We start from the raw sequence: 14,973 nt of genomic DNA on the forward strand, positions 1-14,973 counted from the left end.
ACAATCGGCCCTTTTGGCGGCTGTCGCCGTTCGGATGCTGACCGGCGCGGCTAGGCGAGCGCTCGCCGCAGCTGCAATATCCGGCCGTCCGCGATGAACGAATCGCTGATCAGCACACGAAAGACCGCACCCTGGGGGAAGCGCGGCCCCGCAATGGCCGGCGAGAGGAACTCGAGCTCCAGCGCTGCAGGCTTGCCGCGCTCCAGCGCATCGCCCGGAGGCACCACCCAGCGCGCCGAGAAGCCCTCCTTGTCGATCACCAGCGCGCAGCGGTATTCACCCGGCGCAAGCGGAATGTCCTGCGAGGGCAGGGCCGGCTTGCGGAAGGTGAGTTCGGCGAGCGCATGCGGCGCGAAGGCGCCCAGCATGTCGAAGCTGGGCGGCGTCACGGCCACGGGCGGCGGCGCCCGTCGCGGCCGCTTGCCGATGAGCCACGCGATGACGTTGCCGATGATCGGCACCCACAGCACCATCAGCAGCGTACCGATGTCGCGTGTGGTCGTGCCGGGCGTCGCATAGTGCCGCACGAGCCCCCCGCCGACTGCCACGCACAGCAGGATGATGACGATGAGCTTGCGGCGGAACTGGATGGTGGTCATGAAGGTGTGGGTGAGCGTGCGGGTGAATCTGGCCCGCGGACCTTAACCCCGATTCGCCACGCGCAGCACCGCATCCGCCGGCAACGCCTGCCAGTCGACCCACTCGCCGGCCGCCGCATGGTGCGTGGGCGTCGCCGCGGCCTCGGGCGTGCCCCACTGCAGCATGAGGCTGCGCTCGCCGAGGCGAAGTGCGATCTCGAAGCCCGGCCAGTGCGCGGGCACGCGCGGCGTCAGCGAAAGCTTGCGGCCCTTCACGTCGAGGCCCAGCAGCGTTTCGACGGCGGCGCGGTGCAGCCACGCGGCCGAGCCGGTATACCAGCTCCAGCCGCCGCGGCCGACGTACGGCGCGGCGCCGTAGATGTCGCCGGCCATCACATAGGGCTCCAGTTCGTAGGCGGGCCCGCGCTGCGGATGCTGCGTGCGGTGCGCCGGGCTCAGGCCCTCGAAGCTGCGCCACGCCGCTTCGTTGTCGCCATGCAGCGCCTGCGCCATCAGTGCCCACACCGCGGCATGCGAATACTGCCCGCCGTTTTCGCGCACGCCCGGCGGATACGCCTGGATGTAGCCCGGGTTGTTGGTCGAGTTGGCGAACGGCGGCGTAAGCAGGCGCAGCAGGCCGGCCGGCTCGTCGTGCAGGTGCTTCTCGACGGCGGCCATCGCCGGGCCCGTGTGGGCCTCGTCCGATGCGCCCGAGAGCACCGACCAGGCCTGCGCGATCAGGTCGATGCGGCACTCGTCGTTGGCCGACGAGCCGAGCGGCGCACCGTTGTCGAAGAAGGCGCGGCGGAACCAGCCGCCGTCCCAGCCCGCGCCGTGCAGCGCGGCGATCCAGCCGCGCCGTGCTTCGGTCCAGCGGGCCGCGCGCTCGTGTTCGCCGCGCGCCTCGGCGATGGGCGCGTAGTGCTCGACCACGCTGCAAAGGAACCACGCGAGCCAGACCGATTCGCCGCGGCCTTCGTGGCCGACGCGGTTCATGCCGTCGTTCCAGTCGCCCGTGCCCATCAGCGGCAGGCCGTGCACGCCGGTCTTCAGGCTGCGGTCGATGGCGCGCGCGCCGTGGTCGAACACCGTGGCCGTGCGCCCGCTGTTCTGCGGCGCGTAGTAGGCGTCTTCGGCGCCCTCGGGAATGGCGGGGCCTTCGATGAAGCCGACCACCTCGTCGAGCAGCGATGAATCCCCCGTCACCTCGACGTAGTGCGCCGTCGCAAAAGGCAGCCACAGCAGGTCGTCGGAGAAATGCGTGCGCACGCCCGCGCCGCCGGGCATGTGCCACCAGTGCTGCACGTCGCCCTCGGGGAACTGGCGCGCGGCATTGACGAGGATCTGCTCGCGCAGCCGCGCCGGATCGGTGAGCGCGAAGGACATGGCGTCCTGCAATTGGTCGCGAAAGCCGAAGGCGCCGCCGGCCTGGTAGAAGCCGGCCTTCGACCAGAGCCGGCAGGCCAGCGTCTGGTAGACGAGCCAGCGGTTGACCATGGCATCGAACAGCGGATCGGGCGTGCGCACCGTGAGGCGGCCCAGCAGCTCGTTCCAGAAGCCTCGCACCTGGGCCAGCGCCTCGGGCACGTCGCGCTGCCGCCAGCGGCTGGCGAGCGCCAGCGCCGCATCGGCGTCGCCGGCATGGCCCAGCACGAAAGTGAAGGTGGCGGTCTGGCCCGCGTCGACGACCAACTCGCCGCCGATGGCCGCGCAGGCATCGAGCCCGCTGCCCGCGCGCCGTGCGAGCGTGTCGGGCACTTCCACGATGCCATGTCCGTCGAAGAACTCGTTGCGGTCGCAGGTCCACTGCGTGGAACCCGGCAATCCGGCCAGCAGCAGGAAGGCCGTGGTGCCGCCGAAGCCGGTGCTCGATTCGCGCTGCTGGCCGAACACCGCGGGCTGGTCTTCCGGCTTCCAGCAGTGCACGGTGCGCCGTTCGCCGCGCGCGGCGCCGAGCTGCCACTCGACCATGCCGAGCGCGCGCAGGCGCCGCTGGCTGGAGCCCTCGTTGTGCACGCGCACGTGCACCAGCTTGGCGGCGTCGTCGCGGTCCGCGAAGAAGGTGGTCGCCAGCGCCAGGTTCCGCTGCATGCATTCGAAGACCGTGTAGCCCTGGCCGTGCCGCACGCGGTGGCGAACGCCGTTGGGGCCGCTCGCGCCCTGGCCGGCAGGCGTGAGCGGCAGCAGCTCGCGCGTGGCAAGGTCCTGCAGCAGGTAGTGCTCGAAGGCCGGGTCCTGCACCGGGTCATTCGACCACGGCGTGACCTGGTGCATGCGGCTGTTGCCGGCCCAGGTGAAGCCGGTGCCCCACTCGGACACCTGAAAGCCGAAGTTGGCGTTCGCGATCACGTTGATCCAGGGGCGCGGCGTGCGGTTGCCGAGGCCGACCTCGAAGCGGAACTCGCCGCTCTGCGCGTCGAAGCCGGTGGCGGGCGCAGGCATCGGGGTGGCCTGCGGCGGCGGCGCCGCGGCGGAGTGCGCCAGCAGGGGCGTGCGCTGCGGCCCCGGCGCGCTGCTGCCGTCGGCAATGGCGGGGTTGCGCGCTTCATGCAGCGCCGCCACCTGCAGTTCGAGCGAGCGCCCGTCGGCCGTGAACACCACGCGCGCGATGGTGGAGAACGCGGCCTTTTCCGAAGGCGCCACCTCGTGGTCGCGCAGCAGGTAGAAGCCGGCCGTGTCGTTGCGCGGAAAGCTGTTCTGCGTCTGCTGCTGCACACGCGTGCGCAGCATCTCGATCTCGCGCTGCAGCGGCATCAGGTAGGAGTTGGGCTCGCTGTTGAGCACCACCAGGTCGCAGGCCACGCCGCCGAAGCCCCACCACGGCTGCGCGCGCAGCAAAGTGTTGATCAGCCCCATGCCGTTCATCGAATGGATGTAGACCAGCACGATGGGCTTGTCGCCCGAGATGCCGAAGCGCCAGATCTGCCGCAGGTCGATGAGCCCGCGGTCCTTCATCACGCGGGGCGTGGTGTAGGTGAGGATGGTCGTCAGGTCCTGCAGCGCGAGGTTCTGCGCGGGCGCGATGCTCAGGTCGCGCAGCCGCACCTGCGCCAGCGTGGCGGCCATGCGCGTGGCGCGCTCGACGTGCATCGGCTGCATATAGCGGTCGATGCTGGGCATCAGCGCCTCGATGCTTTCGTCGGCGGCGGTCGCGAAGCTCAGGCGCGCGGTGGTGCCCGGCGCGATCGACAGGCGCACGCGCAGGCAGGCGATGGGGTCGAGGCCGTTCACCGGCGTGCCGTTGACGTTCAGCGGCTGCGCATCGAGCGCGGGGCTCGCCAGCGAGCGATTGCGGCCGATGAAGGCGCGGCGGTCGGTCATGCAGTCGATCGAGAGCACGTGCGCATCGACCGAGGCGACGAAGTGCGCGGCGGCCACCACCGGGTCGCCGTGCAGGCGGGGCGTGCGCGACAGCAGCAGCGCGCGCCACGCGGGCTCCCAGCGCGATTCGACGAACAGGTTGGCGAAGGCCGGATGCGCCTCGTCGGCCTTGGGGTTCGACAGCACCGGCTCGAAGTAGGAAATGAGTTCGAGCGTGCGCGTCTCGTCGCCGGAGTTGTGCAGAGCGATGTTGCGCAGCTCGGTGTCGTCCTCGGGGCTGATGAGCACCGTGGTGCGCACCTGCAGGCCGGGGCCGGCCGCGTCGAACTGCACCTGGTCCGCGAGGAAGCGGGTGCGGTAGGTCCAGTCGGCGCCGGGCGCGGGCAGGGCGGTGAGCGAGGTGAGCTCGCGCTGCCCGCCTTCATCTTCATCGCGCAGGTAGAAGAAGGTGCCGTGGTCGTCGCGCAGCGGGTCGTCGCGCCAGCGGGTCACGTTGAACGAATGCCAGCGGCTCACGCCCGCGCCGTTGGCGCGCAGCGCCACCGTGTAGCGCCCGTTCGAGAGCAGGTGCGTGGGCTGGAAGCCGGCCGCCATCGGATCGACCACGCGCGGCTGGAACAGCGGCGCCAGTTCGGTCTGGCTGGGTTCGGGTGGCGTGCGCGGGTCGGCGCTGCCGATGATCTGCCGCGGCGTGCGCTCGTGCAGCAGCGACTCGTGGGCCTGCACCAGCGCCGCACTGCCGAACCAGCGGCGCGGTGCTTCGGCGCACAGCACGTGGCACAGCGCGACCAGCGACATGCCCTGGTGATGCGCCATGAAGTTGCGCACCACGGTGAAGTCCTGGCCTTCGGCCTGGCGCGAGGCGGTGAAGTCCAGCGCGTCGTGAAAGCCGAACTCGCCGCGGGCACCGAGCGATTCGAGCAGTTCGAGATTGACCACCGCCGCGGCCGGCGCGAGCACCGCGGCCATTGCGCTCGCATAGGGCGCGACCACGCGGTCGGCGGGCGGCGTGCGGCGCAGCGCGAGGCGCGGCACGCCGAAGGGCGAGTACTGGTAGGCCAGCGAGTGGTCCTGCGCGAAGTAGGCCGACTCCGAGACGCCCCACGGCAGGTCCTGCGCGCGGCCGAAGGCCTGCTGCTCGGCGATGGCGGCGGTGTTGGCCACCTGCAGCAGGCCGTCCTCGGGCTCCGGCATCACGAGCGCCGGCATCAGGTACTCGAACATCGAGCCCGACCACGACTTGAGGCTCGTCTGGCGACCCACCAGCAGGAACGGCCGGCCCAGGGCCATCCAGTGGCGCCGCGGCACGTCGCCCTTGGCGATGGCAAGAAAGCTCAGCAGGCGCGCCTCGGAGGCCAGCAGGTCGTAGTAGCTCGCGTCGAGCACGTTCTCCTCGACGCGCAGGCCGATATGGAACAGGTGGCGCTTCGGGTCGTAGAGGCCGCTGAAATCCATTCCGGCGTGCAGCGCGTCGCAGCGTTGCGCGAGAGCTTCCAGCGCTGGCGCCTCGTGGCCCTGGCAGCCTTCCGCGATGAAAGCGCGGCAGGCCTGCGCCACGGCCACGAGGTGGCCCGCGAAGTTGCCGCTGTCCACGCTGGACACGTAGTCAGGCGGCAGCGGCCTCAGCGTCTGCGTGTCGTACCAATTGAACAGGTGGCCCTGGTGCTTCTGCATGCGGTCGACGGTGTCGAGCGTGGCGCCGAGGCGTGCGAGCAATGCGGCGGTGTCGATCCAGCGGAATTCGCGCGCGCAGCAGGCCGCGAGCAGGTAGATGCCGATGTTGGTCGGCGAGGTGCGGTGGGCGATGGTCGGCTGCGGCTCGAGCTGCAGGTTGTCGGGCGGCAGGTGGTTGTCGTCGGGGCCGACCACGTGCTCGAAGAAGCGCCAGGTGTCGAGCGCGAGTTTCTCGAGGTAGGCGCGTTGCGCCGGTTGCAGCGGGTCCGGCACCTCGGCATCGACGCGGCTGCTCCACCACGCCGCGACAGGCGCCAGCGCCCAGACGGCGAACAGCAGCGGGCCGATGACCGGGTACGCGCTCCAGTGCGCCGCCACCGCGAGCGCCAGGCAGAGCAGGCTGCTGACGGCCGCGCCGCGCAGGAAGGGCTGCAGCTGCTGGCTCGACTGGGCCTGCGCCTGCGCGGCGGTGGTCCACTGCAGCAGATGCTTGCGGCTCACGAGCAGCCGCCACGTCGCAAGAAACGCCGCATCGAGCAGCAGGCGCGTTTGTGCCGCGAGCTGCACGAATTGCCAGGCCGCGCCCGCCAACGCCCGCAGCAGTTCGACCGCGCCCACATCGAAGAAGTGGCGCAGCTCGATGGCACGCCGTGTCGGCACCAGCCCCGCCAGCGCGCCAAGCAAGGGCCCGAGCACGAGCGCCGAGGCGACCGCCGCCAGCGCCCACTCGAGCGGCATGGCCTGCGTGAAGATCACGAGCACCAGCAGCGCGAAAGACGCGGGCACCACCAGCGAGCGGCGCAAGTTATCGCTCATCTTCCAGAGGCCCAGCGCGTCGATGCCGAAGCGCCTGGCGCGCCACATCAGCGGCAGCAGCTGCCAGTCGCCGCGCACCCAGCGGTGCACGCGCGAGGCGGCCACGCCGGCGTGATGCGGGTGGTCTTCGATCAGCACCACGTCGCTCACCACGGCGCAGCGCGCGACCGTGCCTTCGAGCAGGTCGTGGCTCAGCACCGCGCCGCAGGGAAGGCGGTCGTTCAGCGTGGCGTGCACCGCGCGCACGTTCAGCAGGCCCTTGCCGGTGAAGGAGCCGCTGCCGAACACATCCTGGTAGATGTCGGACGCGCCGCTGCCGTACGGGTCGAGCCCGCACTGGCCGGCGAACATCCAGTGGAAAAACGAACGCTCGTCGCGCATCGGGAACGGCGTCACGATGCGCGGCTGAAGGATGCCGAAGCCCGCAATCACGCGCCGGCCCTGCGCATCGACCTCGGGCGCGTTGAGCGGGTGCGCGGCAATCGACACCAGGTCGCGCAATGCGCCCGGCGGCAGGCCGGTGTCGCTGTCGAGGGTCAGCACGTAGGGCGTGCGGCCCGCGGCCAGCCGCTGGCCCGGCGCGAGCGGCAGGAACCCGCTGCCGTCGCCGGTCGCCAGCAGGCGCATCAGCATTTCGAGCTTGCCGCGCTTGCGCTCCCAGCCCATCCAGCGTTCCTCGGTGTCGCTCCAGCTGCGCGGGCGGTGCAGCAGCAGGAAGCGCGGCGCCGCACCGTCGGGCGCGGGGTATTTTGCATTGAGCGCGGCAAGGCGCTGCACGGCGTCGTCCAGCAGCGGTGCGTCTTCGGGCAGCGAGGCCTGCCGGGCATCGGCCCAGTCGGTCAGCAGCGCGAACTGTGCATGCGCTTCGCGGTTGGCGAGCCAGTGCAGTTCGAGCTGGTGGGCGAGCTGCGCATTGCTTGCGGCCGAGGTCAGCAGGGACGGAATGACGACGAGCGCGCGATGCCGCTCGGGAATGCCGTTGGCGAAATCGAGGCGCGGCAGCGCCTGCACGCGTACCGACTCCGCCATGATCCGCTGCGCCAGCGCGACCAGCGCTTCGGAGAGCGGCCACGCCAGCAGCGCCAGCGCGACCGCGCTGGTCCAGTCGCCGCCGTGCGGCAGGCCGCGCGCCACGGCCGCCAGCAGCAAGGCGGTGCCCACGGCGCCGGACAGCAGGTACGCAGGCAGGCGCCAACTGCGTTGGCTGCGCGCGGGCCGAATCGGCGCGGCGCGGCCATTGCGGTCCGCGGGTCCGCCGGATTGCAGCGCGGCGATCAGCGCCGGGCGGCCCTGCCCGAAAAGGTAATAGCCGGCGGTGCCGTCGGCGCGGTCGGTCTCCGCACCGGCGTCGTCGGCCGGTGCGCCCGCGGCCAGGCGCACGACGGCCTGCGCCACTTCGCGCTCGGGCTGTTCGGTGTCGCGCGCCACCCGCTCCATCGCGTGCGTGATCTGCTGGCGCGTGAGTTCGCTCTCGCTCGCGAAGCTCGGCAGCTCGCGCAGCACGCGCAGCGAACGGCTCACGGGCTCGATCAGGTCGCTCCATTCGACCTGGCCGATCATGCGCAGCGTGGTGATGATGTTGCCCACCGTGAGGTTGGCCGCCGCCTGCGCGTTTTGCGCGTCGTTGATCAGCACCGGGCCGTTGGGGCAGTGCTGCTCGGTCCACTGCACCAGCGCGGGCATGCTCTCGCCGTGCTCGACCGGCAGGCGCTGCCAGAGTTGCGTGAGGTAGTTGTCCTGCAGGCCGTGGCTTTGCAGCGCGCGGTACAGCACGTCGAGGTCTTGCGCCGAGAGATGCCGCGCCGCGTCCCAGGCCGCGTGTGCGATCTCTCGCGCGACCTTGTTCTCGGCGATGCTCTCCGCCACGCGGCGCAGGTTCTCGAGCAGCACCACGCGCAGGGTGGTGGGCAGCGCCCAGAGCTCGCCGAGCGTGAGTTCGTCGATGTCCTGGTAAGCGTTGAGGAATGCGGTGAACAGCGTCTTGTTGAGCACGCTGTCGGTGTGGGCCACGTAGGCCCATGCAATGCCGTAGACGCGCGGCAGTCCCGCGAGTGGCGGCGTGGCGAGCTTGGGCAGGCGCGCGTAGTAGCTGCGCGGCACGCCGTCGTGGATCTGCTGCAGCTGCGCCTCGACCAGGTGGAAGTTGTCGAGCAGCCATTCGGCCGCCGGAGACACATAGCGCCCGCTCTGCGAGATCAGCGCGATGTAGTCGAAGGCATTGCGCAGCGACTCGAGGTTCTCGTCCACGCGCGGAAAGAAGGGCGCACCTTCGCGCGCGCGGCGCCGATCGTCTTCCACCACCTGCGCGCGGGCGAGGCTGTGGCCGTGCTGCTCGAAGCGCTGGGCGCCGAAGAGTTCGGCGCGGATCGGAGGTGGTACAGGGTCATGCGGACCCAGCAGAAGGGTCCGGGCGTAATCGCTGAGCCCTTCGAGGCGGTCGACGACGGCTGCGGCGCTCAAGCGATCGCGAAGACGCCGACGCCGAAGACCACGGCCATGCAGGCCATCGTGACGATGCGGCCAGCAGCGAGTGCGCGCACCCGTTCCATGTGGCTTCGCACCGAGAACCATCGCCCATGTGCGCGCGCGCAATGGCGCATGTGGGAAGCCAGGGCTTCGAAATCATCGCCGACGAAATCGACTTGCGAATGGGTAAGAGTCTGCGGGACGGACATTGCAACGAGCTCCTGTAACGACTTCGAGCTGCCGCGCGATTGCGAGAACTGTGACGTACCCGACCGTACTCCTTTAAATGACCTTACTGGGGGCTGATTGGCGATTGCGGATGTAGGAAAGGGCGCACAAGGCGCCCTCCGTCCCAGGTGGCCCAAGCCTGGATCAACCGGTGTTGCGCAGCCCCGCCGCCACCCCGTTGATCGAGATGTGAATGCCGCGCTGCAGCCGCTCGCCGCCGTCGCCCGCGCGGTAGCGCCGCATCAGCTCGACCTGCAGGTGGTGCAGCGGGTCGATGTAGGGGAAACGGTGGCGCACCGAGCGCTGCATCTCGGCGTTGCCTTCGAGCCGCTGCTTCGCGCCGGTGATGAGCGTGAGCGCATCCGAGGTGCGGTGCCATTCGGCGTCGATCATCGAGAACACTTTCTGGCGCAGCTTGCGGTCTGTCACCAGTTCGGCGTAGCGCGAGGCCAGTGCGAGGTCGCTCTTGGCCAGCACCATGTCCATGTTCGACAGCAGCGTGCGGAAGAACGGCCACTGCGCGTACATCCGCTGCAGCAGGGCCACGCGTTCCTTCTTGCCCGCGGCGGTGCCGGCGGCGGCCAGGAACTGCTCCACGCCCGAACCGAAACCGAACCAGCCTGGAATGGTCAGGCGGCACTGGCCCCAGCTGAAGCTCCACGGCACTGCGCGCAGGTCGTCGATCTTGTGGCTTGGGTTGCGCGACGCGGGGCGCGAGCCGATGTTGAGTTCGGCGATCTCGCGGATCGGCGTGGAGTCGAAGAAGTAGTCGCCGAAGCCCGGGGTCTCGTACACCAGCTTGCGGTACGCCGCCATGCTCGCGGTCGAGAGTTCACCGGCCGTCGAGAGGAAGGTGGCGGGCGCCAGCTTGCCCTGCGGCAGCAGCGTGGCTTCGAGCGTGGCGGCCACCAGCGTCTCGAGGTTGCGCCGGCCGATCTCGCGGTTGGCGTACTTCGAACCGATGACTTCGCCCTGCTCGGTCAGGCGGATCTGGCCGCGCACCGTGCCGGGCGGCTGCGCGAGGATGGCTTGGTAGCTCGGGCCGCCGCCGCGTCCCACTGTGCCGCCGCGGCCGTGGAACATGCGCAGACGGATGGGGTTGGCTTTTTTCTTGTTCAGCTCGTCGAACAGCGACACCAGCGCGATGCCCGCGCGGTACAGCTCCCAGTTGCTGGTGAAGATGCCGCCGTCCTTGTTGCTGTCGCTGTAGCCGAGCATCACGTCCTGCTCGGCGCCCGAGCGCTCGATGAGCGCCTGGATGTTCGGCAGCGCGTAGAAGGCGCGCACGATGGGTGCGGCGTTGCGCAGGTCTTCGATGGTCTCGAACAGCGGCACGACGATCAGGTCGCACACCGCATTGGTGGCCATCGCGCCGCGCAGCAGGCCCACTTCCTTCTGCAGCAGCAGCGCCTCGAGCAGGTCGCTCACGGTTTCGGTGTGGCTGATGATGTAGTGGCGGATGGCCGCTGCGCCATAGCGCGCACGCGCGGTGCGGGCGGCGGCGAAGATGGCCAGCTCGCTCTTCGCCAGCGGCGAGTAGTCGGCGTCGGGCACGCGCAGCGGACGCGCGTCGTCGAGCAGCTTGAGCAGCAGCGTCTGCTTGGCCTCTTCGGCGAGCGACGCATACGAAGGCTCGATGCGCGCGGTGGCCAGCAGTTCGGCGATCACGGCCTCGTGCTTGTCAGAGCTCTGGCGCAGGTCGACCGTGGCGAGGTGGAAACCGAATACTTCGACCGCGCGGATCAGTGGCAGCAGGCGCGGCGCGGCGAGCACATTGCCGTGCTTTTCCTCGAGCGACTCGGCCACGGTGCGCAGGTCGGCCAGGAACTCTTCGGCCGTGGCGTACGGGTTCTGCGGCAAGACGGCATGGCGCGCGGCCTCGCCGCCGGTGAGCTCGCGCAGCGTGGCCGCAAGGCGCGCATACACGCCGGTGAGTGCGCGGCGGTAGGGCTCGTCCTTGCGATGCTCGCTGGTGTCGGGCGAGCTCTCGGCCAGCGCCTGCATCTCGACCGACACGTCGACCAGCGTGGCCGACAGCGACAGCTCGCCGCCGAGATAGTGCACTTCGGTGAGGTAGTAGCGCAGCGCCAGTTCGCACTGGCGGCGCAGCGCGTAGTCGAGCGTTTCGGCGGTGACATTGGGGTTGCCGTCGCGGTCGCCGCCGATCCACTGGCCCATGCGCAGGAAGGGCGCGACCGAGGGCGTGTGGCCGCCCTGGGCCAGTGCCTTTTCGAGGTCGGCGTACACGCGCGGGATCTCGCGCAGGAAGGTGGCTTCGTAGTAGCTCAGCGCGTTCTCGATCTCGTCGGCCACGGTGAGCTTGGAGAAGCGCAGCAGGCGCGTCTGCCAGATCTGCGTGACGCGGATGCGCATCTGCGTTTCGTTCTCGGCGAACTCGAGCGGCGTGAGCGCGTCCTTTCCCCCGGCGTAGGCGCTCTGGCGCAGCTTGATCTCGTCGCGCGTGGTGAGCAGCAGGGCGATGGCGCGCTCGGCGTCGAGGATGCTCTTGCGCTGCACTTCGGTCGGGTGTGCGGTGAGCACCGGCGAGACGTAGCTGTGGGCCAGCGAGGCAACGATTTCGTCGGGCTTCACGCCGGCCTTGCGGATGCGGGCGAGTGCGGTCTGCAGGTCGCCATCGACGCTTTCGCCGGCGCGCTCGGTTTCGGTGCGGCGGCGGATCTGGTGGCGGTCCTCAGCGAGGTTGGCCAGGTGGCTGAAGTAGGTGAAGGCGCGGATCACGCGCACCGTCTCGGCCGCGCTCAGGCCCTTTAGCAGGTTCTTCAGCGCGCGGTCGGCAGCGTGATCGGCATCGCGGCGAAAAGCCACGGACAAGGTGCGGATCTTCTCGACCAGCGCGTAGGTCTCGTCGCCCTCCTGCTCCCGGATCACGTCGCCGAGGATGCGGCCCAGAAGCCGGATGTCGTCGATCAACGGCTGGTCTTCGGCCTGTCGGCGCTTGGGGGGAGCAGGGGTCTTGCTGGCTTTCATTCGATGTGGGTCCTGGACTGCTTGAATGGATGCGCCGTCTGCGTTGCTGCGGCGCAACATGCTAGCATTCCAAGGGTTTGAAACACGTACTTTTGGAACAGGTCTTGAGCAATATCGTGATCGCCACGCGCGAAAGCCGCCTGGCACTCTGGCAAGCCGAACACGTGCAGGCGCTTTTGCAAGAAAAGGGCCACACGGTCAGCCTGCTCGGCCTGACCACCACCGGCGACCAGATCCTCGATCGCTCGCTCAGCAAGGTGGGCGGCAAGGGGCTCTTCGTGAAAGAGCTCGAACTCGCGCTCGAAGAAGGGCGCGCCGACATCGCGGTCCATTCGCTGAAAGACGTGCCGATGGACCTGCCCGAAGGCTTCGCGCTCGCCTGCGTGCTGGAGCGCGAAGACCCGCGCGATGCACTCGTTTCCCCCCGCTACGACTCGCTCGACGCACTGCCACAGGGCGCGGTGGTCGGCACCTCGAGCCTGCGCCGCGTGGTACTGCTGCGTGCACTGCGGCCCGACCTGCGCATCGAACCGCTGCGCGGCAACCTCGACACCCGCCTGCGCAAGCTCGACGAAGGACAGTACGACGCCATCGTGCTGGCTGCAGCCGGGCTCAAGCGGCTGGGGCTCGAGAGCCGCATCCGCGTGGCCTTCGATCCCGACACCATGCTGCCGGCCGCGGGGCAGGGTGCATTGGGCATCGAGGTGCGCGCAGACCGCAGCGACCTCGTCGAACTGCTGGGCTCGCTGGCCTGCCAGGGCGACTGGCTGTCCACCACCGCCGAGCGCGCGGTGAGCCGCGCGATGGGCGGCAGCTGCTCGATGCCGCTCGCGGCCTACGCGCGATGGCAGGCCGACGGCGCGCTGCGCATCGATGCCGCGTGGGGCGACCCGGAAGGCAACGCGCCGCTGGTGAAGGTGCATGCGCTGGCGCCCGCCGCCGGCTTCGCCGAGGCCGACGCGCTCGGCCAGCGCGCCGCGGCGCTGCTGCGCGACGCCGGGGCCCACTGACATCCGTGGTCATCGCATGACCGCTCGTCCCGTCATCGTCACGCGGCCGGCGCGCGAAGCAGCGCAATGGGTGAGCGACCTGCGCGCAGCGGGGCTGGACGCAGTTGCGCTGCCGCTGATAGTGATCGAGCCCGCGGTCGATGCCGAGCCCTTGCGCACGGCGTGGCGGCAACTCGCGGACTACTCGGCGCTGATGTTCGTGAGCGCCACGGCCGTCGAGCATTTCTTCCAGCACAGGGATGCTGCCCACGCATTGGCAGGGTGCCGCTTCTGGGCCACGGGGCCGGGCACCACGCGCGCCCTGCTGCGCGCCGGCGTGCCGCCCGGGTCCATCGACGCACCGCTGCCCGAAGTCACGCGCTTCGACTCCGAAGCGCTGTGGGAGCGCGTGCAGGCTCAGGTATCGGCCGGCGTGCGCGTGCTGATCGTGCGTGGCGGCGATGAGGCCGGACAACCGGCGGGGCGCGACTGGCTCGCCAACGAGATCGATGCCGCGGGCGGCCATCGCGACACCGTGGTGGCATACCGCCGGCTGTCGCCATCGCTGGACGTCGTACAACGCCAGTTGGCCATCGATGGTGCCGAGGGCCGCGCGATCTGGCTTTTCAGCAGTTCCGAGGCCATCGGCAATCTCCAGCGGGCGATGCCTGGCGTCGACTGGCATGCGGCGAGCGCGGTCGCCACGCATGCACGCATCGGCGAAGCCGCGCGGGCCGCGGGTTTCGGGGCGTTGCGTGTATGCACGCCGCTGCTGGATGCGCTGATCGCGTCTATAGAATCCCTGGCATGAGTGCCGCGTCCCCGTCAGACGATCTTTCCTCTCCTTCCCCAACCGCTGCCACCGCGCCGGTGCCTGCCACGCTGGCACCACACCAGACGCCGGCCGCGCAGGCCGCGGGCGCGCTGCTCCTCTCCCGCATGGCATTCGGCCTGGTGGCCCTCGTTGCGCTGGCCGCATTGCTGATGGCGATCGCGCTGTGGCAAAAGGTCAGCGGCATGAAGGAGCAACTGGCGCGCCAGAGCGCCGACGCCATCGCGCAATCGATGGAGGCGCGCACGCTGGCGCGTCAGGCGAGCGATACCGTGCGTGACGCTTCGGCCCGTGTAGCCCTGATCGAAACCCGCGTGGCCGAAGTCGCGCTGCAGCGCTCGCAGCTCGAAGAACTGATTCAAAGCCTCTCGCGTTCGCGCGACGAGAACCTCGTGGTCGACATCGACTCGGCCGTGCGCCTTGCCCTGCAGCAGGCACAGGTCACCGGCAGCGTCGAGCCGCTGCTGGCCGCGCTCAAGGCCGGCGACGTGCGCATCGCGCGCGCAGCGCAGCCGCGGCTGACCCCGCTGCAGCGGGCGATGCAGCGCGATGCCGACCGCCTGCGCAGCAGCGCCAGCACCGACAGCGCCGAAGCGCTGCAGAAGCTCGACGAACTGATGCGCGGCGTGGACGACCTGCCCACGCTCAACGCAGTTGCCGTGCGCGGCACCGGCACCAATGCCTGGCAGGCCGAACCGATTCCCGCCGATGCACCGTGGTGGCAGCGCGCGCTGCTCACGGTGCGCGGCGAAGCCCGCTCGCTGGTGCGCGTCGGCCGCATCCAGAGCCCGGAGGCGATCCTGCTGGCGCCCGAGCAGTCCTATTTCCTGCGCGAGAACCTCAAGCTCAAGCTGCTCAACGCGCGCCTGTCGCTGCTGTCGCGGCAGATGGAAGCCACCCGCAGCGAGCTGTCGCAGGTGACGGCGTCGCTCAACCGCTATTTCGATCCCGCATCGCGCCGCACCCAGGCTGCCGCCACGCTGCTGCAGCAGTTGCAGGCCCAGATGAAGACGACCGAGCCGGTCCGCATCGACGACACGCTGGCGGCACTCGCCACCGCGGCCGCAGGACGCTGACCGGG

At 70.0% G+C, this 14,973-nt stretch carries 7 protein-coding genes; 3 read left to right on the forward strand and 4 right to left on the reverse strand.

Annotated features, from left to right (window positions below; all coding sequences use genetic code 11):
- Positions 1 to 50: 50 nt before the first annotated feature.
- From ASC92_RS02505 to ppc, 4 genes are all read right to left on the reverse strand, one after another.
- A complete protein-coding gene (locus ASC92_RS02505; protein WP_056509986.1) occupies positions 51 to 599 on the reverse strand; it encodes a hypothetical protein in 549 nt (182 codons plus the stop codon).
- A gap of 42 nt (positions 600 to 641) precedes the next feature.
- Positions 642 to 8,849 (reverse strand): GH36-type glycosyl hydrolase domain-containing protein, encoded by an 8,208-nt coding sequence (locus tag ASC92_RS02510; RefSeq protein ID WP_056509988.1) that lies wholly within the window; start codon positions 8,847 to 8,849, stop codon positions 642 to 644.
- Positions 8,846 to 9,064: a hypothetical protein gene (locus ASC92_RS02515; protein ID WP_056509990.1), complete on the reverse strand. Its 219-nt coding sequence runs from the start codon at positions 9,062 to 9,064 to the stop codon at positions 8,846 to 8,848. Before ASC92_RS02515 ends, ASC92_RS02510 begins: the two co-directional genes overlap by 4 nt.
- 163 nt (positions 9,065 to 9,227) lie before the next feature.
- Positions 9,228 to 12,071 (reverse strand): phosphoenolpyruvate carboxylase, encoded by a 2,844-nt coding sequence (gene ppc / locus ASC92_RS02520; RefSeq protein ID WP_056509992.1) that lies wholly within the window; start codon positions 12,069 to 12,071, stop codon positions 9,228 to 9,230.
- A 104-nt stretch (positions 12,072 to 12,175) separates the two neighbouring features.
- Between ppc and hemC the strand changes: the two genes are divergently transcribed.
- Genes hemC through ASC92_RS02535 form a run of 3 tightly spaced genes read left to right on the forward strand, consistent with a single transcriptional unit; the run spans position 12,176 to position 14,968 of the window.
- Positions 12,176 to 13,081 (forward strand): hydroxymethylbilane synthase, encoded by a 906-nt coding sequence (hemC, locus tag ASC92_RS02525; protein ID WP_235505647.1) that lies wholly within the window; start codon positions 12,176 to 12,178, stop codon positions 13,079 to 13,081.
- 16 nt (positions 13,082 to 13,097) lie between these two features.
- A complete protein-coding gene (locus ASC92_RS02530; RefSeq protein ID WP_056511797.1) occupies positions 13,098 to 13,871 on the forward strand; it encodes a uroporphyrinogen-III synthase in 774 nt (257 codons plus the stop codon).
- The gene (locus ASC92_RS02535; RefSeq protein ID WP_056509996.1) at positions 13,868 to 14,968 is read left to right on the forward strand and encodes a uroporphyrinogen-III C-methyltransferase; all 1,101 of its coding nucleotides are present in this window, start codon (positions 13,868 to 13,870) and stop codon (positions 14,966 to 14,968) included. Before ASC92_RS02530 ends, ASC92_RS02535 begins: the two co-directional genes overlap by 4 nt.
- The last annotated feature ends 5 nt before the right edge of the window (positions 14,969 to 14,973 follow it).

It is taken from the genome of Variovorax sp. Root411 (genome assembly GCF_001425205.1).
Lineage (GTDB): Bacteria > Pseudomonadota > Gammaproteobacteria > Burkholderiales > Burkholderiaceae_C > Variovorax.

Coding starts and splice junctions, on each gene's coding strand:
- ASC92_RS02505 (WP_056509986.1), bottom strand. CDS start 599: ATGACCACCATCCAGTTCCGCCGCAAGCTCATCGTCATCATCCTGCTG.
- ASC92_RS02515 (WP_056509990.1), bottom strand. CDS start 9,064: ATGTCCGTCCCGCAGACTCTTACCCATTCGCAAGTCGATTTCGTCGGC.
- ppc (WP_056509992.1), bottom strand. CDS start 12,071: ATGAAAGCCAGCAAGACCCCTGCTCCCCCCAAGCGCCGACAGGCCGAA.
- ASC92_RS02530 (WP_056511797.1), top strand. CDS start 13,098: ATGACCGCTCGTCCCGTCATCGTCACGCGGCCGGCGCGCGAAGCAGCG.
- ASC92_RS02535 (WP_056509996.1), top strand. CDS start 13,868: ATGAGTGCCGCGTCCCCGTCAGACGATCTTTCCTCTCCTTCCCCAACC.